At 56.1% G+C, this 23,137-nt stretch carries 15 protein-coding genes; 6 read left to right on the top strand and 9 right to left on the bottom strand.

The annotated features are described in order from the left end of the window. Positions 1-13: 13 nt before the first annotated feature. The 5 genes from SH421x_RS17600 to SH421x_RS17580 all read right to left on the bottom strand — a co-directional run bounded on the left by SH421x_RS17600 (position 14) and on the right by SH421x_RS17580 (position 6,589). Positions 14-1,558: a N,N-dimethylformamidase beta subunit family domain-containing protein gene (locus tag SH421x_RS17600; protein ID WP_488850914.1), complete on the bottom strand. Its 1,545-nt coding sequence runs from the start codon at positions 1,556-1,558 to the stop codon at positions 14-16. A 123-nt stretch (positions 1,559-1,681) separates the two neighbouring features. Next, positions 1,682-3,196: a sodium:solute symporter family transporter gene (locus SH421x_RS17595; protein ID WP_488850912.1), complete on the bottom strand. Its 1,515-nt coding sequence runs from the start codon at positions 3,194-3,196 to the stop codon at positions 1,682-1,684. Between the two features lie 358 nt (positions 3,197-3,554). Next, on the bottom strand, positions 3,555-5,075 hold the full coding sequence (locus tag SH421x_RS17590; RefSeq protein WP_488850910.1) for an HTTM domain-containing protein: 1,521 nt from the start codon (positions 5,073-5,075) through the stop codon (positions 3,555-3,557). 43 nt (positions 5,076-5,118) lie between these two features. After that, positions 5,119-5,565: a hypothetical protein gene (locus SH421x_RS17585; protein WP_488850908.1), complete on the bottom strand. Its 447-nt coding sequence runs from the start codon at positions 5,563-5,565 to the stop codon at positions 5,119-5,121. 160 nt (positions 5,566-5,725) lie between these two features. Beyond that, a complete protein-coding gene (locus SH421x_RS17580) occupies positions 5,726-6,589 on the bottom strand; it encodes a DUF1559 family PulG-like putative transporter (protein WP_488850907.1) in 864 nt (287 codons plus the stop codon). A 423-nt stretch (positions 6,590-7,012) separates the two neighbouring features. Here SH421x_RS17580 and SH421x_RS17575 point away from each other — a divergent pair, with 423 nt between their 5' ends. The 5 genes from SH421x_RS17575 (at position 7,013) to SH421x_RS17555 (ending at position 15,589) form a co-directional block, all read left to right on the top strand. Next, the gene (locus tag SH421x_RS17575) at positions 7,013-8,002 is read left to right on the top strand and encodes a leucine-rich repeat domain-containing protein (protein ID WP_488850905.1); all 990 of its coding nucleotides are present in this window, start codon (positions 7,013-7,015) and stop codon (positions 8,000-8,002) included. Positions 8,003-8,080: 78 nt separating this feature from the next. Further along, positions 8,081-9,520, top strand: coding sequence for a purple acid phosphatase family protein (locus SH421x_RS17570; RefSeq protein WP_488850903.1), 1,440 nt, complete (start codon positions 8,081-8,083; stop codon positions 9,518-9,520). A gap of 842 nt (positions 9,521-10,362) precedes the next feature. Then, complete coding sequence (locus SH421x_RS17565; protein ID WP_488850901.1) at positions 10,363-11,715, top strand: efflux RND transporter periplasmic adaptor subunit; 1,353 nt, start codon at positions 10,363-10,365, stop codon at positions 11,713-11,715. Between the two features lie 64 nt (positions 11,716-11,779). After that, positions 11,780-14,983 (top strand): efflux RND transporter permease subunit, encoded by a 3,204-nt coding sequence (locus SH421x_RS17560; RefSeq protein WP_488850900.1) that lies wholly within the window; start codon positions 11,780-11,782, stop codon positions 14,981-14,983. 72 nt (positions 14,984-15,055) lie between these two features. Further along, on the top strand, positions 15,056-15,589 hold the full coding sequence (locus SH421x_RS17555) for a hypothetical protein (RefSeq protein ID WP_488850899.1): 534 nt from the start codon (positions 15,056-15,058) through the stop codon (positions 15,587-15,589). Between the two features lie 121 nt (positions 15,590-15,710). Here SH421x_RS17555 and SH421x_RS17550 read toward each other — a convergent pair whose 3' ends face one another. Then, a complete protein-coding gene (locus tag SH421x_RS17550) occupies positions 15,711-17,162 on the bottom strand; it encodes a TolC family protein (RefSeq protein WP_488850897.1) in 1,452 nt (483 codons plus the stop codon). 129 nt (positions 17,163-17,291) lie between these two features. Between SH421x_RS17550 and SH421x_RS17545 the strand changes: the two genes are divergently transcribed. Beyond that, positions 17,292-17,675 carry a hypothetical protein gene (locus SH421x_RS17545; RefSeq protein WP_488850895.1) on the top strand — a complete coding sequence of 128 codons (384 nt, stop codon included), beginning with the start codon at positions 17,292-17,294 and terminating at the stop codon, positions 17,673-17,675. A gap of 299 nt (positions 17,676-17,974) precedes the next feature. Here the strand turns inward: SH421x_RS17545 and SH421x_RS17540 are convergent, their stop codons facing one another. The 3 genes from SH421x_RS17540 to SH421x_RS17530 all read right to left on the bottom strand — a co-directional run bounded on the left by SH421x_RS17540 (position 17,975) and on the right by SH421x_RS17530 (position 23,118). After that, on the bottom strand, positions 17,975-18,715 hold the full coding sequence (locus SH421x_RS17540; protein ID WP_488850894.1) for an IclR family transcriptional regulator: 741 nt from the start codon (positions 18,713-18,715) through the stop codon (positions 17,975-17,977). A 129-nt stretch (positions 18,716-18,844) separates the two neighbouring features. Next, positions 18,845-21,580 carry a sulfatase-like hydrolase/transferase gene (locus SH421x_RS17535; RefSeq protein WP_488850893.1) on the bottom strand — a complete coding sequence of 912 codons (2,736 nt, stop codon included), beginning with the start codon at positions 21,578-21,580 and terminating at the stop codon, positions 18,845-18,847. 293 nt (positions 21,581-21,873) lie between these two features. Further along, positions 21,874-23,118 carry an NAD(P)/FAD-dependent oxidoreductase gene (locus tag SH421x_RS17530; RefSeq protein WP_488850891.1) on the bottom strand — a complete coding sequence of 415 codons (1,245 nt, stop codon included), beginning with the start codon at positions 23,116-23,118 and terminating at the stop codon, positions 21,874-21,876. Positions 23,119-23,137: the final 19 nt, after the last annotated feature.

Genomic DNA, 23,137 nt, shown 5'->3' with positions numbered 1-23,137 from the left:
CTTAAAGCGTAAACTAGCTGCTGATCGCTCGTTTCAGTAGGTTGTGCGTGATCTGTTGGACGCGCGGATCAGGCCCATGAGGGCGACTCCAATGCGACCAAGGCAGAACATGCCCCGGCGGCGCGCTTAGCCCCTGAGCCCAGAAGATAGTCGCGGCGTTAAACACAAAATTGCCTTTGGCTCCGGGATAGATAGTCGCGGTCCATTGCTGCGGATTGACGCCACCTTGCCAGGCGGTGCCGGCGCCAACCACTTGCAAGCCGGGGATATCGGCCGGTTGTCCGTGATATTCCCAGCCGACCAACCCGGGGATGCTTTCCCCTTGCTGTAGATCGGTTCCGGCGAACATCCAATGCTGCGGCTGGGTGACAATCCAATCTCCGCCGCCGTTGACCGGTTCGACATTCCGAGCGCCCATCAGTAATCCTTCGTCCGGACCACGATGGGGAAAGGGGCCATGATCGCGCTCGCGACCGACCGCGTACGCATTGCCGGCGCCGTAAGGTCCGCCGCGTGAGATGATCCGGCTGGCGACGCCGCTGCTGCTTGCTTGGAACGGCGTCACCCAGCAGACCGAGTTGCCGGAGAGAAAGAGCAGATTGACGCCTGAGTCCCGCATTTTCTCGACCGCGCGAAACTGCCGCAAATCCCAGTACTCGTCGTGACCAACGCTGATGAACGACTTGCAGCGGAGACCGCGGTCAGGCGTCAGCATGTCGCTGTTAGAGCAATACGAAACGTCATAGCCATGCTGTTCGAGCCAATAGGCCAGGGGAAACTCAAACGGCAGGAACTCTCCAGAGCCGACGGTGCGGGGATCGTTGACCACCCCTTGGTGTTGGGCTTCGCGGCCGTAAGGACGGTCAAAGCTGACATCCGCCCACGGGCCTTGGTTCCCCTTGGGATGAGTATAAATCGAATAGTTGTTGGGCCAGCGATTGTAGGCTTGCCAGGTGTTGTCGCTGACTTGAAACAGGATGTCGGCGGGGCGCTCATCGCGAACAACAAACACAACATAACTTTGCCAGTAAGCTTCTCCAGGCTCAGGAATCGTAGTGAGTCTGCCGAGATAAACGCCGCTGGTCCAATCCTGGGGAATCGTCAGCTGGACCGTAGATTTCCAGCGGCACTCATGCAAGTTCTTCTCGCCAGGCGTCGGCGTTGATTCGGTTTGGCTGGCCAGCGGGCCGAGCGTCTTCATCAGCCGCGCGCCGCTGCCGCCGTAATACCCCATGCGAAATAGTTCGAGCCGAAAAGATCTCGCCGGATTGGTCGAAACGTAGATGTCGAGCTTCTCACCAGGCAGCACGCTTTGCCGCGAGCAGTACCCTTCGATCCAGGGCGAGCGGAACCCATCGGCATCGACCCGAACCCGAGTCAGTTGCCAATCATCGGCGCCGGGCAGCGCATTTTCAGCTCGAATTCGATCGGGAGTCGGTTGGCTGTCCGCCGCGAGAGCAGGGCGCGAGTTGCTCGGTGAAGCCGCCAACGTGGTGGCGGCGATTGCGCCTTGCAGAAACTGGCGGCGGGGCAACTTTGCCAAAGGGTCGTCAGGCATGTCGACGATTCGCTGCGATAGGAGGGAGGGAGCGGAGGGGAGCTCTCTATCGTAGTGAAACGCGAGAACGATGTCACGAGAAATCCTGCCGGCGACCGGTTTCCTCGTTTCTCCGGCGACCGCCTACTCTTGCTCGACCGCAGGGCATGGCGGTTCGCCGAGATCGAGCGATTCGCTTGCGTCCGGGTTGTCTGCTGACGCTGGTTGCAGAAAGAGTTTACCGCATAGCGCTACCACCAAGCAGGCCAACGCTGAGAAGGGCGCTACCCATAAACTATCGCACGGTGACGCGACGACTACCCAGCCGGTGATGGTCCCGGTCAGCATGCCGACGATCATGCTGCGGCTGCCGAGGCGGACTTGAAATACTGAAAACGCCATGCAGATCAAGAGCGGCCCCAAAAAGACGCCGATCACCGATTGGGCAATATCAAAAATGCTGCCCAAGTAGCTGACTGCGCCGGCGGTCGCGGTCGCGATTAGTCCGATTGCGACGCTCAACTTTCGAGCGAACCTTAATGCTTGCAGCGGGGTGCGATCATGATGGAAGTGGCGGGCAAAGTCGAGCGAGATCGCAGCCGCCAATGAGTTAATGCCGCTGGTCATGCTGCTCATTGTTGCAGCCAGGATGGCGGCGAAGATTAAACCGGCTGCGCCCGGTGGAAGGACCGTCGCCACAAAGCGTGGGAAAACGTCATCGATTTTTTCGGGCGCGATTTGCGACGGCTGACCGTACCACGCGGCCATCGCGATGCCGAGCGTCGTCAGCAGCAGCGTAACGATCACTACGCCGACCAGGTTCACGAAAAACGCGCGGCGAGCAGATCGTAAGTTTCCGGATGCCAGATATCGCTGCAGCGACATCTGATCGGCCATATAGATGCCGACGTTCGAGACCAGGATGCCGGCGAGTAGCGACCAGAGCGTTCGCTTATCGGTCAGGTTCAAGGAGGTGTTCATTGCGCTCCATTGACCTGAGCTTTCCATGTCGGACATGAAGCTGAATAGGCTGACCGGCATGTGCGTGACAACATGGATAATTGGCCACAGGATTCCGAGAATCAGGACAAGAAACTGAATTGCGTCAGTAACAATCACACCGCGCAGACCGCCCCAAGCGGAATAGAGCGTGCTGCTTAGTCCGATCGTTAGAATGATCGGCCAGAACCAGGCAGGAGGAAGCTGAAACCCGGCCATGAGCGCCGCAGTTGGTGCGTAGATCAGCGTTCCCATCCAGCCGATTCGCAGAAGGATGAACATGCTCGAAGCGAGGGCGCGGGTCGGGTAACCAAATTGAGTTTCGATCAATCCGTAAGGTTCGCGCCCGCTGCGTGCAAGATATCTCGGCAGAAACCAAAAGAGCACCGGCAAGCCGGAGAGCGGCAGCGCAAGCGCCGCGATTCCGATGCCGGGCCCGGTTTTATAGGCGACGCTGGGATAAGCCAGCATGCTGATGCCGCTAAAAAATGTCGCGGCGATACTAAGACCGACAAGTAAGGCGCCAAACAGTTGAGAAAAGCCGCCCCCGGCGGTGAAGTAGTCATCGTCCGTTTGCTGCTTGCCGCGACAGGCCAAACCAATGCCAATCGTCGCAAGCAGATAGACAATGACGATCGCAATATCTAAATAAGAAGGCATCTGCGGCCTTAAGCGAAGGATTTGGGGGGAGCGCGATGCAATATTGGACCGCCCGGTAGGCTCAATCATACCGGCGACCATCGGACGAAAAGCGACTTGTCCTAAGTGGTACGTACCACATGATACAGGACTAGCCCTAGCTGTCAACTATTGAATGGAGCTTGGTTCCACGATGGCCGAGGTGGGTTTTCTAGAAAGGATCGAATTTACACGGCAATCTGTGAGGTTGGTCTTATCCAAGCTTCGGTGGTTGCCGGCATGCAGAGGAGGCTTAGGAGCGGAAGATTCTCGTGAGAGGTGTTAGAGAGGTATGACTAGCAGGCGGGCATCTTCAGATGGCACGGATCGCTAAGGCGGGCTAATCTGTTGTGGGGCCGCGCATCATTTCAGGCAGATCCAGGTCTAAAATCTGTTCCCATTGATCTAGCGGAGCGGACCATCCTTGGGTGAGCAGCGGTTCTTCGAGCGGTTTGATCCAGGGCTGAGCGCTCCAGCCCCGCTCGACGGCGGCGTAGTTGATTGTGGGGTCCATCAAAAGTTGTGGCTTGCGTCCGTTCAATGCAGCTATGTTCAGCACATAGATTTCGAGTTTTTTGCCAGATCGCTCGCGATAATGATCGCGGACATGATGCACAAACTCGATGACCATATCGGGATCTTTACCCATCCGACTCAATTGTCGCTCATTCAAAAAATCTTCGACGCGAATCAAGCCGCGCTGCCTGCTTTCTGTGTCAACAACATAGAACCGGATACCGACATCTTTTTCACGCAACATCATGTGCCAAGCGAAGTGATGTCCTTCCTCGGTCCAACTGACGTCGCCGGGATAAGTGAAATGTCGCAGCGGCAGCAGCAGTTGCCAAAAACAAAAGAGGCCAATCGCCCCCAACTGCAGACGTTGCCACAGCGAGATCGCTGAGGAAGCCGCTGCCGAAGGTTCTTCTGGCGGTGGAAATCGCAGCAGCCTTCGCAGGCTTTCGGCAGGAAAGAAGAGGAGCGTCGCGCCGATCATGAACCAAGGAAAAATTCCGATATCCCAGAGGACCGAATTCATCAGATGAAATGCAAGTGCTGCGACGTAAGCGATCAGACGAGTGCGTCTCCAAAGCAGCGCCGGCACAATCAGCAGATCAAGTAGGATGCCAGAGTACGAAAACAAAAACGGCGCCCATTCCCAAGTCAGCAGTTCGCCAACCAGAGGGACTTCGCTGCGTCGCACGAGCCACAGCTTCATCGGTTGAGAGTTCATCCAGTCGTAGTTAAGTTTCGCCAATCCACCGTAAAAGTACGGAATGCCCAATTGCAGTCGCAATAGCCATAACGACCATGTCGGCGCTGAATTGCTTTTGCGCACCAAGCCAATGTAGGCGTCCAGCGAACAGGCCCGATGAGCTGGAATCACAATCAGGATGCCGCTGAGTAAGCAGATCAGATAACAGTGGTTCTGATACAGCGCCTTTTCGATCAAAAACAAATGCGTATACCCAAGGCAAAATACAAACGCACTGCAGCGGTAGAACAAGCCCAGCGAGATCCCCATCGCGGCGATCCCCATTACGGCGACATGCAGATACATCCCGTCACCCGGCCAAGGCTTGACCCACCCAAAGCCAGGATAGGTGAAGTGAAACTCAGGAGCCACGTAAAAGAAATGGATCCAATGATCCACGGTCATGCCGTACAGGTGGTACAGCATCATCACGCCAAAAAAAATGCGGAAGAAGACCAAGGGCGCAATCGACTGCGGTGCAAGCAGCGTTGCGGACCAGTGATCCAGTGGGGACTGATGTGACAAGTTGCGTTGGACGAACTGCGTGTCTGCTTTTGCTTCTGCGATAGCCAAAATTATCATGGCGTGTCGCAAAAGTTGCGACACGCGCTCTCCTATATCCAAGGGGGGACGATCGGCGGTGCAAAACTTAGCCGCCACGGGTGATTTCGGCTTTGCCCCGTTTGTGCAGTTGAATCTCCAGCTGATTCATTTCTGGCTGCACTTCGATCTTTACGGACTTGCCGCCTGGGATGTAGCGATCTTTGACAAACATGTCGTCATCTTCTGGGTCAGGGCGGAAGAAAGTCACGGTATGTTCGCCGACCATGGCGCCATCTTTGTCGCCATAGGTCGAAAGCTCGAACTTGCCATCGCGGTCGATGTTTCCGCTGGCCGATTTGCCTGACGACAAGGGATCGGCGCCGCTTTGCACATCCGGTGTGAATAATACGTAGCCTTCGGTGACCGGCTTGCCATCTAGCTGAACCGTTCCTCGGACTGGCGCGACCTCTTTCATGTAGTCCGGGCGACTACATCCAACCAGCGCGATTAGCAAAGCAGAAGTAGCGATTGTAGAAATTGAGTCTCGTAACATCGACAAGCCCCTTGTGTGTGGTGGTGGTCCGGCAGTTCGTCTTGGCGCGTTGTAGTAATGGATCCTTCAGCAAACGCCTGCAATCGACGGAAAGATGAAAGGCAAGGCGAATCCCAGCGGCAGCTTTCGCCTTGCGAGTTGTGCTGGATTCAGGCCGACTTTACGGTCGCTGAACGACTTCACCATCCGCTTTGTCGGCCAATCGTCCGAACGTCACCATGTCGATGTTTTCAGAGATGAACGAGACCGAACCATCGGCAAAGGTGAACTGCACTCCGCCTGCATGTTGGCTGGCGAACGAGTCATCGCGCGTGCTGTTGGGGATATGCTCTGGGGCGGCTTCTGCGATCACGTTCTGGTGTTGGTCATTCGTGCCAATCCAGACCTTGAAATCGCCAGCATTCGGATGTGTCGGACCATCGATTGCCCGCATGTCTCGCGTATAGGCCTCGCCGACGGCAATCGTGTTGCTCGTTCCATCCAAAACATCGCGCAACTTTGTCGGACGATGTTCGTCCTTGATTTTCCCGAACATGCCGGTAATCGTCGAGTCTGTGCCTAAGCTGCCGCTATAGTCGTTGCGAGCATGTCCACCTAGGGTGGCCGAGCGATAGGGACTATGCGTCAGCGTCATTGAATTGGAAGGGCAGAGATAACCGTTGATCACCTGATCGGTTACACCAGGTTGCAGTGCGATCGCTACGCCATCCGCCTGATTAGTGAAATCAATCTGATCGTAGATATTTTTTTGCTCCATCTGCGGCAGAATCATGCAGGCCCAGCCATATTCGTCGTCACCAAAAAGCGTGCCGGGGGGAAAGGATCGAACCGAATCATGGTAGTTGTGCAGCGCCAGACCAATCTGCTTCAGATTGTTCGCACATTGCATGCGTCGCGCCGCCTCGCGTGCGTTTTGAACGGCGGGCAGCAAGAGGCCGATTAGTACGCCGATGATGGCGATCACCACCAGTAATTCAACCAGGGTAAAGCCGCGACTTGATGTTCGCGCGTGTGTCATGCTCATTCGTGATCCTTATTCGAAAAGTGGAAGAAAGAGAATCGTTCTCGTGAAGAGTCCAGCAAGCTTGTCGCCCAAGTCGCCCAGCTGGCGAATGATTGGTCTTCAATAGAAATTGCAGGTCTTACCAGGCATCCCCTGGGTTTCGCTCGTCGACAATTTATCGAGTCGAGCATCGGATTTCGCGAAAGGTTGATGAAGCTTTGAGGAATAGTCGTTGTGAATGCTGAATCCAGCACGTCGGAAACTAGGCGATAGTCGCAATTTCATTACGATGGGTTACAGGGATACCCCAAGTCGAGCAGGATTTGCCAAGACCCTTTAGCAGCTAACATGACGCGGAGAAGGGAAGGAGCTATTTTGCAGCCTCCTTCCCTGGCGATCGTCGCGACTACCTTCTTCAAAACTTGGTCTGGGTGTGGGATTCAAATGACGATCAAAGCTGATCACCAGCAGGCGGCGCCAAAACGAGTGCGAACCGCCATCTTCGCTTTTTTGGCACTACTGATTTGCGTCCTGGGAACTGCATGGGGCTTTCAGTCGTTTTTCACCGGCAGGTACGGAGAAGAGCAACAGGCGGTTTCCGCACTTAAGCAACTGGCGATGGTCGACGTCAAATATGGGGACGATGGCTCCGTCATCGAACTAAACGCTGGCTCGTCCCAGATGACAGACGAAGCAGCGGCGCATCTGACAAAGCTTCGTTCTCTGCAACGACTCAATCTGAATCGCAGCGGTATTACTGACAAATCACTGGCGATCTGCGCCACGCTGCCGCAGTTAAAGTCGCTTTATCTAGAGCAAACCGCGGTTACCTCGGTTGGCGTTCAGGAATTAGCTTCCTCGAAACAGCTTGAAGAGTTGATGCTTCGAGAGTGTCCGATCGACGATCAGGCGTTGGAGACGATCGGCAGCCTAGAAAACCTGGTCCTGCTCGACCTAAGCACAACAAATATCACCGACGCAGGAATGGCGAATTTAAAATCGCTCACGAAATTAAAAACGCTCTACCTGAAGTCGACCGCGGTTACAGGCAAAGGTTTCGCAAGTTTAGCCCCGTTGTCCAAGTTGGAGCTGATTGATTTCAGTCATTCTAATGTTGATCTAGAAGTAATCAGAACGCTCGGGTCGTTTCCGGAGTTAGATCGATTGAATCTGGGCTATTCCGCCATCGACGATCCGATGGCTGCTGAACTGATGGAAACGCTCACTAGCCGCAATTCAAAGTTACGCGGCTTGTTACTTGCACAGATTCAATTGACCGATGCGGCGGTCGAGTCGCTGAAGCGTCTGGCCGAACTTCCTGAATTGGTGGTGGTCGAGTTGCAAGATACCAAGATCACCAAAGCCGCTTTTTTAGAACTCGCCAAGGCGACGCCTGAGATCAATTACGCGGTCGACTATCCGGTTGGCGACTAGGGGGGCGAGACAATCGTACCGCGTAGTCCTTTCCTGCTTTTCTCCGTTTCTTTTTGCCCTAAGCACAAAGTTGTTCTTATGACGATCTATCGAGTGTTCATGTTCTGTGGTCTCGCTTTCTTACCGATTTGTCAAACCGCTTCGGCTCATGAAGGAGAGGATCACACCCATGCTCCGATCGCGGTGAAACCGGCTGAGATGTACGCACCCACGGCGATGCCGGATCGGATTGTGTTGACCTGGAACGGAGATCCGCGCACCACTCAATCAGTCACTTGGCGCACATCGGTCGCTGTCGACCAAGGTCTAGCCGAAATTGCGGTAGCCGAAGCAGGGCCCGGTTTTCCGGCCAAGGCGACTCAGCACGAAGCGACCTCGGAGGCGCTGAAGACCGACATCAACACGGCCCATTTTCATCGCGTCACTTTTGCCGATCTACAGCCGGGGACGCGCTATGCGTATCGAGTTGGAGATGGCGTCAATTGGAGTGAGTGGTTTCAGTTCTCGACCGCGACCGAAAAGCCAGAGCCGTTCTCGTTTGTTTACTTTGGCGACGCGCAAAACAATCTGCGCTCGATGTGGTCGCGCGTGATCCGCGAAGCGTATCGCGATGCTCCCAAGGCAGCCTTTTTGTTGCACGCAGGCGACCTGGTCAATCGCGGCGAATCAGACGCTGAATGGGGAGAGTGGTTTGGCGCCGGTGCTTGGCTTAACGCAATGGTCCCCAGTATTGCGATTCCGGGCAATCATGAGCATGGGAAGGATGCAGGTGGTGAGCGACGGTTGTCTCCGCATTGGCGAGCAAGCTTTACTTTTCCGGACCATGGCCCCCGTGGTCTCGAAGAAACCTGCTATACGCTGGTCTACCATAACATGCGGATCATTGGCCTCAATAGCAACGAGCTGCAAGCGGAGCAAGTTGCCTGGCTTGAAGAAGTATTGGCCAATAATACTTCGACCTGGGTCATCTGCACGTTTCATCATCCCATCTATTCGACCGGCAAAGGTCGTGACAACGCCGAATTGCGAGCGCTGTGGAAGCCGATCTTTGACAAATACAAAGTCGATCTCGTGCTGCAAGGACATGATCATACCTATGGCCGGACCGGCTTCAACGTGCCTGGCGTTGAAGTGTCGGAGAGCGACTACTCTGGCTTTGGTAGGACCGTAGACCCGGCAAAGCAGCAAGCCAGCAAACAGGTGAAGGTAGGGACGGTGAACGTGCCGAGCGGCGTGCAAAACGTCGACAAGCAAAGCGGTACGGTCTATGTCGTCTCGGTGAGTGGTCCAAAGATGTATCCCAATACCCGGTGGCCGTTTATGCTACGCCTTGGCGAAGATACGCAGCTGTATCAAATCATTAACATCGACCAAGGCAAACTGCGGTTTGAGGCTCGCACTGCGATCGGCGAGCTCTATGACGCCTTTGAACTTCACAAGCAGGCCGACGGCGGGATCAACAAGCTGGTCGAGATCGAAGTCACGCTGCCGGAGAATCTTCGTCCGGCGGCGGAGTAGCTCGAGGTTTGGCAACCGCCGAGGACGTTAGATCTGATTTTTAGCTCGGATTCACGGTGTGAATCCGGCTTTTTTTGTTCAAAACGGGCGTGCCGGCGGCTTGCCGCCTGGTCAGATGTTGCAGAAAGTGCTGTTGCTTGTTCAGGCGTATCGCCGATAATTTAGTCTGGATCAAGAAATCTGCACATCTAGACCAAGTTTTGTGATGCGTCCTTTTATCGTACTTTTGACGATTTCGGCCATGCTTTGGCATGCGATCGTCGGCTGTTGCGCGCATCATGGGCATGCTGCTGGGACTTGTTGCTCGGCTGATCAAGTCGAATGCGAAGTCACGCTAACTGATGTACAGACCGGATGTTGCGGCCACTCGCATGCTGCCGCAAAGCATGCGTCAGATGGCCAGACGCCGACTTGGGTGGCGGAGGATTTGCACCGTGATACGCCCCTTGATGAATCGCATTGTACAGAGCTGAAATGCGTATTTGTCGTATTGGGTTCTAGCGACGCGGTTGCTTTGGATGATAGCTGGACACAACTTAATTTCCTGGCTGCGGTTGCCGCCCAGAGCTTGGTTTGCGAGCTCAATTCGCCCCCATCTGCGGCTCTCGATTCTATCTTTGCTAGCGGCGCCTCTATGCGCCGACATTTAGCGCTAGGCGTGTTGCGGATCTAAATCCGTTTCTATCGACGCTGTTCCATTTTCGCTTGGCGCCGTGGGGGCTGGTCTTGGTGACCTTCCGGCGGTGATTATCGCGAATTGGCAATTTTTGGCTGGTCCTGGATATCCTTCGTGCGACTCACGAAACGTGCATCCAGCTTTGGGCATGAGATCGGAAAATCAGATGAGCGTTCCCCAAAATATGAGTTCAAGTTGGATCTGGCCGACGTTGGTCGTGGCCGGAGTATTGGTTGGCGCGGCTGCTGCGTCAGGTTACTGGATGTGGCAAAGTAGACCAGAGGGCGCCGCCGCGCACGACGATGTTCACGATCACGCCGCCCCCACAAACGTGTCGTCGATCAAGCTAAGCGCCAATGGCTTAAAGAACATTGGTTTTCAGCCGTTGACGCTAGAGTTGGGGACCTATACGCGGCGGATCAATCTGCCGGCGATTGTGGTCGAACGCGCCGGTCGCACGCAGATCCATATCTCTTCTCCCTTGACCGGTGTCGTTTCAAAGATCTACCCGATGCAGGGAACGGCGGTGGCGGAAGGGAGTCCGCTGTTCGAGATTCGCTTGACCTTTGAAGAGCTGGTCACCGCGCAAAGCGATCTGATTCGTGCGACCGAAAACTTGGATGTGGTCAATGCCGAAATCAAGCGTTTGAAGTCGCTGACTGAAGGGGTCGTGCCGGGCAAACGCGTGTTGGAGCAGGAATACGAAAAGCAGAAGCTGGAAGCTTCGTTGAAAGCCGATCGTCAGGCGCTGTTGCTGCACGGTCTAAGTCAGCAACAAGTCGACGCAATCACGCAAGAACGCCGGCTATTTCAAACCTTGACGGTTTCGGCCCCCGAGCATTCGCACGATGGGGCGTCCTGCTCGATGGATCACTATTTCCACATGCAGACCATCACCGTCAATGTCGGTCAGCAAGTTGAAGCAGGGCAGCAACTTGGCGTGCTCGCCGATCATTGCGAGTTGTACATTGAAGGAAATGCCTTTGAAGATGACGCCGCGCGCTTACGAGAAGCTGCCGCTAGCGGTTGGCCCGTCACTGCCGAATTGCTGTCCGGCAAAGGCGAACCCGAAAAGATCGAGGACTTGCAGCTGTTGTATCTCTCGGACGTTGTCGACCCGCAATCGCGAGCGTTTCATTTTTATCTCAGTCTCCCCAACGACGTCGTTACTGACAGAGCCGGTCCCAGCGGACAGCGCTATATCGAATGGCGTTTTAAGCCAGGACAGCGGATGGAAGTACATGTTCCGATCGAGCAGTGGAATGATCGCTTGGTCTTGCCGGTGGCGGCCGTTGTAGAAGAAGGCGCCGAGTCGTACGTCTATCGACAAAACGGCGATCAATTTGAACAGGCGCCGGTTCATGTCGAATTTCGCGATCAAGAATCGGTCGTTGTCGCCAACGATGGATCGATCTCGCCAGGCGACATCATCGCGGCTCGCGGCGCTTACCAGATTCACCTAGCGATCAAAAACAAGTCTGGCGGCGCGGTCGATCCGCACGCAGGGCACAATCACTAGGGTCGTGCCGAAAGTCGCACGTCATTCTATGCTTTCCACGACCATTCACCCTTTCCATTGACGCATGCTAAATTCCATAATCCGATTCGCGCTTTTGAATCGCCTGTTGGTGATCGCGTTCGCCGTGTTCCTGCTGGTCTACGGCGGTTGGCAAGCGGCTCACTTGCCCATCGACGTCTTTCCGAATCTTAATCGCCCGCGTGTGGTGGTGATGACCGAAGCGGCAGGGATGGCGCCGGAAGAAGTCGAGACGCTGATCACCTTTCCGCTCGAAACGGTTTTGAACGGAGCCACTGGCGTTCAAGCGGTTCGCACCCAGTCAGGCGTTGGCCTCTCGGTGGTTTATGTCGAGTTCGACTGGGGAACCGATATCTACAACGATCGCCAAATTGTCGCCGAACGCTTGGCGCTTGCGGCTGATACGTTGCCGCGCACCGCCAAGCCGCAGTTAATGCCGATCTCCTCGATCATGGGGCAAATCATGATCATGGGGATGTACAGCGAAGGAGGCGTGACGCCGCCGATGGAGCTGCGCACTTTGGCCGACTGGGTCGTCCGTCAACGACTGCTCACGATCCCCGGCGTTTCGCAAGTGGTTGTCATGGGGGGCGAACGCAAGCAGTTTCAAGTTTTGGTAAACCCCAACGATATGCTCCGCTACGGCGTCACGCTGCATCAAGTGAAGCTGGCATTGAGCGAAAGCAATCAAAATACCGCCGGGGGTTATCTGGATGATCAAGGACCCAATGAGTTACTGGTCCGTTCGCTGGGACGGGTAACGACAGTTGACGAGCTATCACGCATCGTCATTGCGCATCAAGACGGGCAATCCATTCGACTATCGCAAGTTGCGCGGATCATTGAAGGGGCGCAGACCAAGCGGGGCGATAGCACCGCGTTTGAGCGCGATGCAGCAGGAAAATTCAATGGCGGACCGGCGGTTGTGTTAACGGTGCAAAAACAACCTGATGCTGACACGCGCATTGTTACCGAACAGGTAGTCAAAGCGCTGAAGGAGCTGCAGCCAACTTTACCGAAAGATGTGCGGCTGTTGCCAGATCTTTATCAGCAAAAGTCGTTTATTGATTTAGCGATTCAAAACGTCGTAGAAGCGCTGCGAGACGGCGGCATTTTGGTGGTCGTGATATTGTTTCTATTTTTGATGAACTTGCGGACGACCTTCATCACCTTGACCGCGATCCCCTTGTCGATTGTGATCACAGCACTGGTGTTCGCCGGCTTTGGGTTGTCTATCAATACGATGACGCTGGGTGGCTTGGCGGTCGCTATTGGCGAACTGGTCGATGATGCGATCGTCGATGTCGAGAACATTTTTCGCCGCTTGCGAGAAAATCGGCATAGCGCGCATCCCAAACCTCCGCTGTTGGTCGTGTTTCAAGCAAGTTGCGAAATACGTAACTCTATTGTCTACGGCACTTTGATCGTTGTGCTGGTCTTTGTTCCGCTATTCGCGCTGTCGGGGATGGAAGGCCGCTTGTTCGCACCGCTGGGGGTCGCTTATATCGTCTCGTTGGTCTCGTCTCTCTTTGTTTCGCTGACGGTGACGCCGGTGCTAAGTTACTGGCTGCTCGGGAATGAGAAATTTACGCATGCCGAAAAAGATGGCTTTTTGCTCCGCGGATTAAAGCGAATCGCCGACGTCGTGATGAGTTTCAGCGTTCGAATGGCGTGGCCCATCTTGATGGTAGCGACCTTTGCGGTCGTCATTTCGGGGTGGGGGATGTTGCAACTAGAGAGCGACTTTTTGCCCCCCTTCAATGAAGGGGCCATGCAAATCAATGTGGTTCTGCCGCCGGGGACGTCCCTCGCCAAGTCGAATGAAATCTCGGAACGCGTCGAGCAACGGTTGCAGAAAATTGAGGACATCGCTGCATTTGTACGCAAGACAGGACGCGCCGAATTGGATGAGCATGCCGAGGGAGTGAACATCAGCGAATATGTCGCGACGATCGATCCTCATACGACGCGCTCACGCGAAGAGGTGATCGAGGAGATCAGCGAAGCGCTGGCCGATGTGCCTGGTATTGTCACGGCGGTCGAACAACCGCTGGCCCACTTGATCTCGCACATGTTGTCCGGCGTGAAGGCGCAAATTGCGATCAAACTGTATGGCGACGATTTGGATGTCTTGCGCCGCGAAGCCGAAAACATGCAAGCGGCGATCGCCACCGTCCCGGGCGTTCGCGATCTGCAAATCGAGCAGCAAGTGAACATCCCGCAACTTCGCATCGAAGCGGACGGGCACAAGCTCGAGCAATATGGTTTGCGTCGGATGGATGTCAACGAGTTTGTCGAGACCGCGATGCAAGGCGAAGTGGTCTCGCAGGTGCTGGATGGGCAACGCACCTTTGACCTGTTGGTCAAACTGGATGAACCTTTTCGTGAAGACCGTTACGCGATGAATCGGCTGGTTTTAGAAACGCCGGGGGGCGGATCCGTCAAGCTAGAAGATGTGGCGCGGATCTACAAGTCAGACGGGCCCAATACGATCAATCGCGAGCAAGTTCGCCGCCGCATCGTCGTGCAGTGCAACGTCAGTGGACGTGGATTGGTCGATGTGGTGGGAGATATCAAGCAGCGCTTAAAGCCGATCGAAGCCAGTTTGCCGACCGGCTATTTTACTGAGTATAGCGGTCAATTCGAGAGTCAGCAGTCGGCCTCGCGCATGATTGCCGTCTTGTTCGCCATTTCAATGGTCGGCATGTTCTTAGTGCTTTATAAAATGTTCCAATCGGTGAATCTTTCGCTGCAGGTGATGATCGCATTGCCGATGGCGTTTATCGGATCTGTCGCGGCCCTCTATCTGACGGGACAAACGTTGACCGTGGCAAGCATGGTCGGCTTTATCTCGCTGTGCGGAATTGCTTCACGCAACGGGATCTTGCTAATTAACCATTACCTGCACTTGGTGAAGTACGAAGGTGAGAGCTGGTCGCAAGCGATGATCATTCGCGCTGGTAAAGATCGCTTAGCGCCGGTGTTGATGACGGCGCTTACGTCAGGGATTGGCCTAGTGCCGCTGGCGATGGCGGCGGGCGAACCAGGCAAAGAGATTTTGTACCCGGTTGCGACGGTGATTATTGGCGGGTTGATCACCAGCACTTCGCTGGAGTTCCTGGTGCGGCCGGCCCTGTTTTGGACGCTGGGCGTCAACGCAGCTCGAGCGGTCGTCGAGTCATCCTCACAGCAGGTAGCGCTTGTGGAAGAAGAGGAAGAGCCGCATCGGCACGCGGCCTCAGCATTGTAGAAGTTCGATTTTTAACGCGATTGCGTTTGCAGCGATCGCTTTGGCTTTACCACTTTTTGGGAGAATCGTTGGATGAAGATAATGCAATTTTTCGCCGGTCAGGCGCCGCGGTTTGTCGCGTCCACCTTGCTGGCATTGTCGGTGCCATTGTCGCTGGCTGCGTTGGGATGCACCAGTTCAACTTTACCGGCGCCCGGTGGGGATGAGCACGCAGATCATGACCATCCCAGCGAAGGCCCGCACGGCGGATCCCTGATTGAACTGGGGGAAGAAGAGTATCACGCCGAGCTGGTTCATGACGAGCAGGCTGCGACGGTGACGATCTATATCCTGGATGCTCACGCCGAGAAAGCGACTCCGATTGATGCGACAGAACTGACGATCAATCTGAAGCATGACGGCCAGGGCGAACAGTTCAAACTGGCCGCCGCGCCGGAGGCCACGGATCCGGCAGGGAAGTCGTCAAAATTTGCTTCGACCGAAGCCGAGTTGGCGGAAGACCTGGATCACGAAGGCGCCGACGCTCAATTGGTGGTCACCATCAGCGGCAAGCAGTACCGCGGCGCGATGGCTCACGATCATGACCACGAAGGTCACGATCACTAATTTCGTTTGATCTGCATCAGGCAGCGGGCGTGATCAACCAATGGTCACGCCCGCTTTTTTTATGTATCTGCACAGCAGCGACAAACATCCTGGGATCACTTCGACCAGGTTTTAACGCTCATTATTTACTAAGGCTCCCCTGCAACATCAGGCCGCGAATCTCAGCTGCCGAAATCCACAACTCGCGCTGCGAGTCGAGATAGGCCAGGTTGGTTTGAAAGTAAGTCCGCTGGGCGCTTAGCAGGTCGAGCACGCTAAATTCGTCCGCTTCGTAGCCGGTGCGGATCAAATCCAGCGAACGATTCGCGTTCTCTAAGATCCCGCCTGGGCGGGCGTATTGGTTGACCTGATTGCGAGCGCTCTCGTATCGCTGAAAGGCAATCGCCAAGCGAGCTTGCAGATCCATCGAAAGCTTGTCCGCCGCCCGGGTCGCGGCCGCTGCTTCGGCGTGCGCTTGTTGGATGCCCCCTTGGTTGCGATTCCAAAGTGGTAGCGGCAGCGTGACCTGCAGGTTGCCATCGGTCCCACGGATGCCGCGGTCGTCCTGAATGATCGCTTGCACGTCAATATTGGGGATGACCTGAGCGTAAGCACGCTGCACCGCCCAATGAGCCGCTTCGACATTGGCGAGCGCCGCCGATAGTTCTGGGCTTTCACGTAGCAGGTTGGCCAGCGTTTCGTCCCACTGCAAGCTCACGTCTTCCGCTTTGAGCGCTCCGTTCAACCGTTGCAGTTGGAACTCTGGCATCCCTAGCACGGCGCTCAAGCGGCGCCAGGCTTCGGTATGTTGATTGATGGAGTTTTGCAGCACGATTCGCGAGGTTTCGGCTTCGACCCGCGCTCGCAGCGGATCGGCCTGACTAACCTCTTGCCCTTTGAACAGGGCTTCGGCGCTTTGCTGACCTTGTTCGGCGATTTGCACGAGCTGGGTAGCCAACTCGCGCCGACGTTGGGCGATCAGCACGTCGTAATAGCTAATCCGGACATCGGTCAGCACCCGCAAGCGAAACGAATCCAAATCGCGTTCTGCTTTTTGAATCTCCCACGCGGCGACTTCGCGATTGAGCTTCAGTTTATTGCCGGTGACAAACTCTTGACCGATATACATGCCGGTTTGCGTCGCTAGCCCGCCGCTGCCAAGTTGTTGCCCCGAATAACCTAGGACCGGATTCGGCGCGAGGCCAACTTGCAGCCAGTTGCCGTGAGCTGCGTTGACGCGGGCGACCGCTTCGGCCATGGCGGGATTGTTCTGCAGAGCCATCTGCTCTAGATCGGGTAACGTCCAGTCGCTGGCCCCTTCCCGCGAGGTTGTTGGCGCGGCGATCGACTCTGGCGGCGCGCTATTCTCTTGGAAAGTAACCAATTGGGCCGCGGCCAAGTCTTGTGGAGAAGCGGTCGCCGCCGATGGCAGATCGCTGGAGTTCGCTAGCGCTTGTTCTGCTTGCGCGATCACCGTCGCCGGCGCTGCGGCGGTAGAGACGATGGTGGTTGATTCGTGTCGGGTCGCCGTCGTACGACACCCGGCAGTAAGTGCTGCGAGGCCGAGCGTAAAGGCGATGCTTGCCTTGTTCATGGTACTATCCGTGGGGATCTCAAATGAATCTCGGTTTCCTGTTCGCGCAAGCATCACCAGCGGTTACGAAAGGGTTGTGGTGATTTCTTCGGTTGCGACGATTACGCCAGTTGATTGGTTGACGCGTAAGTGCGCCATTCCTTGAAGGCGCCGCGCCGCTCGTGCGGCCTGGGAAAGCTGTACGGGGCTTTCCATGGGCTGCTAGCGGCTGGCGCGTGGCGAATCGCGTTACGTCAGAAAACGACAGAGCACGGCGCAGGTTTGCTGCGCGGTAGCGGTTTGTCGATCCCTTGCAGCGGCGTCCGCGGCCTGCCGCGTCAGAAGAGTCGGACACGCCGACCTGGCGCAGTCACCCCACAGGAGAGCGATCGGTACGCGAAATTGGTTGGCTTCACAGCCAGACCGCTGCGGCGGGTAGTGGTGATCGCACTGACAAGGGGATCGATCGTTCGCGACCGATTGGGCGTCACAGTCACCAGCATCGCAATCCACAGCAGCGCGGCAGTGCTGTGAGTTGTGCCGTAAGCAGTCGTGTCGAGGTTGGCCAGCAGCGGACTGTTCGACGATGTGAGAATCACCGTGGCAGTGGCAATCGCATCGCAGCGCGAGCAGCGGCTGTGCTGGCGCAAGTAATGCAGCCAGCCAAACGAAGCAGTTCGCGATGATGGAGAGCTGCGGCACGCCGATCGTCTCACACGGAGCAAAGAGAAATAGACTCTATGCTCGCATCGGTTATCGCGATTGTGAGTCTTGAACGAATCAGCACCGCTAGGCAAAGCTTCGCGATTCTTCCCAGCTGACCGCCGCGTCGCTTACAGCGCAAGGCGCGCCGTGATATGGGCCGCGGTTTGCTTAACCGCGGTAATCAGTTGCGGTTGCGACGTGCTATCGACGCGCGCGGTCGGGATGCTGACGCTGACGGCGGCTACAATGTCGCTGCCGTCTCGGATTGGCGCACCGATGCAGGTCACTCCGATGTCGTTTTGATCTTGTTCGATCGCATAGCCATCTTGGCGGACGCGCAGATGGATCTCACGCAGCTTGTCAGGATTGATAACGGTCTGCGGAGTACGGGCGACCAGCTTGACATGCGCGATCAGATCGTCCCAATCGGCTTCGTTCAAATCCGCTGTCAATGCTCGCCCTAGCGCTGTCGAATAGAACGGGTCTTTGCTGTTGGCTTCCACCACCAGACGAAACGGATGACGGCTTTCTAAGATCTGCAGATAGCGAATCGCGGTGCCGCGCAGCGTTCCCAAATTAACCGTCTCACCGGTCAGCTCATGCAACTCTCGCAAAAAGGGATCGGCCGCTTCCAGCAAGTGATCGTCTAGTTTGCCCAAGGTCAACCGCCGCAGCTTGCCGGTCAGTTGATACTTTCCCTTCTCGATACGGGCCACATAGCCAAGCTTGACTAGGTCCTGCAGCAGTCGATGCACGGTCGGCTTGTGAAAGCCGAGTTCACTGACGATTTCGGCCAGCGGCATTTCGCCTTCCGCAGAGGCCAAGACCTCTAGCACGTGAAACGCTTTTCCTAGCGAAGATGTCAGCATCGGTCGTCCACAATTTCTTCAACCTGCCCTCGCCCCACAAACAACTGCTTACTCCAAAGCATCAGGCGAATGCGAAGTTGTAATTCTATGCGGAGAGCAACTACGCTTCGACCGCAGAACCCATTTATTTTACGGGAGACTCGGAGAACGAGGCTCCGTCGCCGCCGAGTTCTGCGCAGTGACGCCATCGACCGGCAGTGTGTTGTTCCATTCCAGCACCGTCTGTTTCAAGCGATTGCTGATCTGGGGATGCTGTTTCGCCAGGTTATTGGTCTCGCCCAGATCCTGGGTCAAATCGTACAGCTGAACGCCGCTGCCATCGAGGTTGCAGAGCAATTTCCAGTCGCCGCTGCGGATCGCCAAGTCTGGATTACGATTTTTGCGTGGGCCGGGGCGATCGGGGGGCCGGCGCCAAAAGAGTGGGCCGCTGCGCGGAGCCTCGGTTTTGCCCAGCAGCGCCGCCGAGAGGTTTTCGCCATCTCCGTGATATCCAACAGGCGTCTCGGCCCCGGTCAACGCAATCAGCGACGCGACCAAGTCGACGCTGGAGACGACGGTCGTCTGATTGGTCTTGCCAACGGCAGACGGATCGATCCAACCGGGCCCCCATACGATCAAAGGGCTGCGAACGCCTCCTTCGTACAGATCCCCTTTGGCGCCGCGTAATGGTCCGCCGCTGCCGGCGCCGGGCTCGTGACCATTGTCACTGGCCAGCAAGATCAGCGTGTTGTCACGCAGTTGGGGATCGTTGCGAATGCGGTCGATCAACAGCCCCAGTTGCTGGTCCATTGTCTTGAGCACGCCCAGATACAGCGTGCGTTTGGCTTGATCGCCGCGTAGCGCTGCCGGCGGAAAAAACGGAGAGTGAACGTCATCCGGCCAAACGTTGATGTAGAACGGTTGATCGGCGGCGACTGAGGTGTCGATAAACTGCAACGCCTCGGCGACAAAGCGCGCAGTGATTTGCGAACGATCTTCCCACTCAATGGGGCCGTGCCCTAACTTGGCGCTCCCCAGGTCGTGACGTTTCGGCGGTTTGCCATCCAACGCGTCGCAAAGAGGCAGCACGCGAGGACCAAGCCCTTCAAAATTGGTCAGCGACGCGTCAAATCCATACTCGGTAATCAGCGGCGCTTCGCCCACATCGCGCTGTCCGCCCATGTGCCATTTGCCGAAATGCCCCGCGGCGTATCCCCGCTTCGCAAGCATCCGCGGCAACGTCGCCGCTTGCACATCCAACCACTGCGCCATCCCGCGTCGCTCGTTCATTTGGCGATCGGACAGAAACGACGTGATCCGATGCCGGGCCGGATAGTGTCCAGTGGTCAGCGCCGTGCGCGAAGGAGAGCAGATCGGCGAGTTGACGTAAAAATTGGTGAACTTCAACCCTTCGCTCGCCAAGCGGTCGATGTTGGTCGTCTCTACATCTTGGCCGCCAAAGCAAGAGAGATCGGCCCACCCCATATCATCAATAAAAAGCGTGATGATGTTCAGCCGCCGATTCGAAGCGGAGAGAAGTGTTGGCATGCCATACACAATCTGCTGGTCCTGCTGCACGCTCAGCCAAGTATCCAGCTTCTGTTGCAACTGCTGCAAGGTCGCCGCATGCGCCGGATCGGCAGCCAGATTGGTTTGCTCCCAGGGATCGGCGGCCAAGTCATATAGCTCTTCGGTCGGCCGCTGTTGGTAGCGTTTTACTTTGCGAGCCGCTTCAGCACTGGTTTTCGCTTTTTCGACCCAACTTTCCCAATAGCCGCCATCTTTTTCGACCTTGGTGACATGCGACTCATACAGAAACTCTGGGTGAAGGTTGCGAATGTATTTAAACCGTGCAGTTCGTACGCTGCGCGTTGGATATACGTTGAAGTTGCCATCGCCGCTATGGGTGGTGAAGATCTCCTCACGATGCTTTGCGGTTTTCCCTTGCAGCAGTGGTAAGATCGAGCGGCCATCCAACTTTTCGTCTGGCTTGCCGCCGGCAGCTTCCACCAACGTTGGCAGCAGGTCGACCCACGAAACCATCGCACTGGTACGCTGCTTCGCCGTAACTTCTCCAGGCCAAACCACCATGAGCGGCGTGCGAATGCCGTCGTCGTACAGGTTCCACTTGCCAAAGGGCCACTGGGCGCCGTGATCACTGGTATGAATAAAGAGGGTGTTGTCGCCCAGCTTTGCATAAGCTGCGTCATAGACTTGCCCTAGTTCGTCATCCATCGTGCGAATTGCTTGATAGTATTTCGCTCGCGCGTCGCGGGTCTCCGGCGTATGAACATGTTGGAGCGGGATCTGGATCGAATCGCGATCGATGGTCGTCGGTTTAGGCCACGGCACGTGCGGCCAATTGGTGCCAACAAACAAACAGAGCGGCTTGTCGCTTTCGCGGGCTTGTAACCACTTGATCGCTTCGCCGACGGCGACATCTTCGTGATAGCCAAAGTGCCGCGCTAGGTCAAAACCATAGCTGGGCGTTTGGGCGTAGTGTCCGACTTTGCCAAACGAGACCACTTCGTATCCTAGCTCTTGCAGGTAGGCAGGCAGCTTTTTGATCTCTTGTTGTGGTCGCGCATGATTCCGCTCGGCGCCGTTGCGCGCCGGCATCAAGCCTGTCAGTAAAGCGGCGCGACTTGGTGCGCAAGAGGGGGAAGCGACAAACGCCTGGTCAAACGTCATGCCGGCATCTGCCAAACGCTGCATGTTGGGGGTGTTTATGTCGGTCGCACCATACACCGACGAATCGGTCATCGTGTGATCGTCCGACAGAAAGATCACGATGTTGGGCGGTTGCTTGTCAGCGGCTAACGTGCTGGATGCAAGCAAACATAGCAGCACCGGCAGGATCAGTGACAAGCGTGCATGGGATGTCATGAATTACAGACTCAAGAACCGGGGGAAACGATGAGTGGGGAGTCTTGAGTTTCGTCGATGACAACGATGTGGTCAAACAAGACTCCGGATAGGTGGGGGAATTGCTAAATCGAGTTGAGAATCTTTTCAGCAGGGCTATCCGCCGTGTGCCTCTGGGTGTCACACAGATTTTGGACACGCAGGTTCGATCGTGCTCGTACTGACACGTCGGATTTTCGCCGCTTCGATGGTCTGCACGGGTGTTACCAATGTGTCAGGTCTGTACACTGTGCGGACCCTACTTGGATTGACGCTTAGCGTGACAATGCGTAGCGCTGCGCGTCTAGATGCGGCGCTTGGTGGTTCATTATCTCGGCGATTAGTTTGCCGGTGCCGGGGGACATTGACAGTCCTAGCATGTTGTGGCCGGCGGCGACGTAAACATTGCCTAGTCGCGGTGAGCGATCGATATACGGCGTGCTGTCAGGGGTCATCGGTCGCCAGCCGTACCATTTTTCGACGATCGGCTCGACGTGCGGATTTTTTAGATAGTGTTCGGCGCCCTGTTTGAGCAGCGAAAGTCGCTTTTCGTTGATCGACGAATCGTAGCCTGCAAATTCCATGGTCGATCCCAAACGATAGCCGCTTTCCCACGGGGTGACGCCGACCCGGTGTTGCTCTAGCAGCATCGGATACTTGGGGCAGATCGCCGGACGCGGCATTGTGATTGAGTAGCCTTTGCCAGGCTGAATCGGGATTTTGCAGCCGATTTGCTGATTCAAAAAGGGAGTCCAGGCTCCTGCCGCGATCAGAAAATCTTCGGCGTCGATCGTGCCGGTCGAAGTTTGGGCCGCGGTCGCCGATCGATCGCTGCGAACAAACTGTTGGAACTCACAGTTTTCGCGGATCTCGACCCCCAGCCGCTCCAGCACTTTGCGCCACGCCGTCATCAGGCGATCTGGGCGCAGATGGGCATCGCCGCTAAAGAGCCAACCGCCAGCCAAGCCCGGTTTGAGCGCCGGCTCTAGCTCGTTTAGCGCTGCGCCGGCATAAGGTGCGGCCACCACGTTGAACTCACGCGAGACGAGCTCGTTGACATGCTCAAAATCTTCATACTCGTGCTGATCTTTGTAGACGAACAGCAGCCCTCGCTCTTCAAACTCGCACTCCATCTGCTCGTCGGCAAGGATTTGGCTATAGAGCTGTCGCGAGGATTGCAGCAAAGCATGAATGCCGGCGGCCGATTGCAGCATCGGACCACGACGGCAGCGCAGTGCAAATCGAGTCAGCCAACTCCACAACGCCGGCGAGCAGCGGAACCGAATCGAGAAGGGGGAATTTGATTTCAGCATCGACAGCAGCGACGGCATCAAAACGCCGGGCTGCGCCAGCGGCAAGACGTGACTTGGGGAGACGTAGCCGCAGTTGGCGTGCGAACAGGCGGCGCCAAATTTTGCTTTGTCGATCAGGACGACGCTGCGCCCCGATTTGGCCAGATAGTAGGCCGAGGCGGCGCCGACGACGCCTCCACCGATGACGATGGTTCGTCGATTGCTCACGGTTGGTCTGTTTCTTGCT

The sequence above is a fragment of the Blastopirellula sp. SH421 genome, assembly GCF_057808535.1.
This window is presented reverse-complemented; position numbering and strand designations above follow the sequence as displayed.

Coding starts and splice junctions, on each gene's coding strand:
- SH421x_RS17595 (WP_488850912.1), bottom strand. CDS start 3,196: ATGCCTTCTTATTTAGATATTGCGATCGTCATTGTCTATCTGCTTGCG.
- SH421x_RS17570 (WP_488850903.1), top strand. CDS start 8,081: ATGACGATCTATCGAGTGTTCATGTTCTGTGGTCTCGCTTTCTTACCG.
- SH421x_RS17555 (WP_488850899.1), top strand. CDS start 15,056: ATGAAGATAATGCAATTTTTCGCCGGTCAGGCGCCGCGGTTTGTCGCG.
- SH421x_RS17575 (WP_488850905.1), top strand. CDS start 7,013: ATGACGATCAAAGCTGATCACCAGCAGGCGGCGCCAAAACGAGTGCGA.
- SH421x_RS17580 (WP_488850907.1), bottom strand. CDS start 6,589: ATGAGCATGACACACGCGCGAACATCAAGTCGCGGCTTTACCCTGGTT.
- SH421x_RS17560 (WP_488850900.1), top strand. CDS start 11,780: ATGCTAAATTCCATAATCCGATTCGCGCTTTTGAATCGCCTGTTGGTG.
- SH421x_RS17565 (WP_488850901.1), top strand. CDS start 10,363: ATGAGCGTTCCCCAAAATATGAGTTCAAGTTGGATCTGGCCGACGTTG.
- SH421x_RS17535 (WP_488850893.1), bottom strand. CDS start 21,580: ATGACATCCCATGCACGCTTGTCACTGATCCTGCCGGTGCTGCTATGT.
- SH421x_RS17585 (WP_488850908.1), bottom strand. CDS start 5,565: ATGTTACGAGACTCAATTTCTACAATCGCTACTTCTGCTTTGCTAATC.
- SH421x_RS17600 (WP_488850914.1), bottom strand. CDS start 1,558: ATGCCTGACGACCCTTTGGCAAAGTTGCCCCGCCGCCAGTTTCTGCAA.
- SH421x_RS17540 (WP_488850894.1), bottom strand. CDS start 18,715: ATGCTGACATCTTCGCTAGGAAAAGCGTTTCACGTGCTAGAGGTCTTG.
- SH421x_RS17550 (WP_488850897.1), bottom strand. CDS start 17,162: ATGAACAAGGCAAGCATCGCCTTTACGCTCGGCCTCGCAGCACTTACT.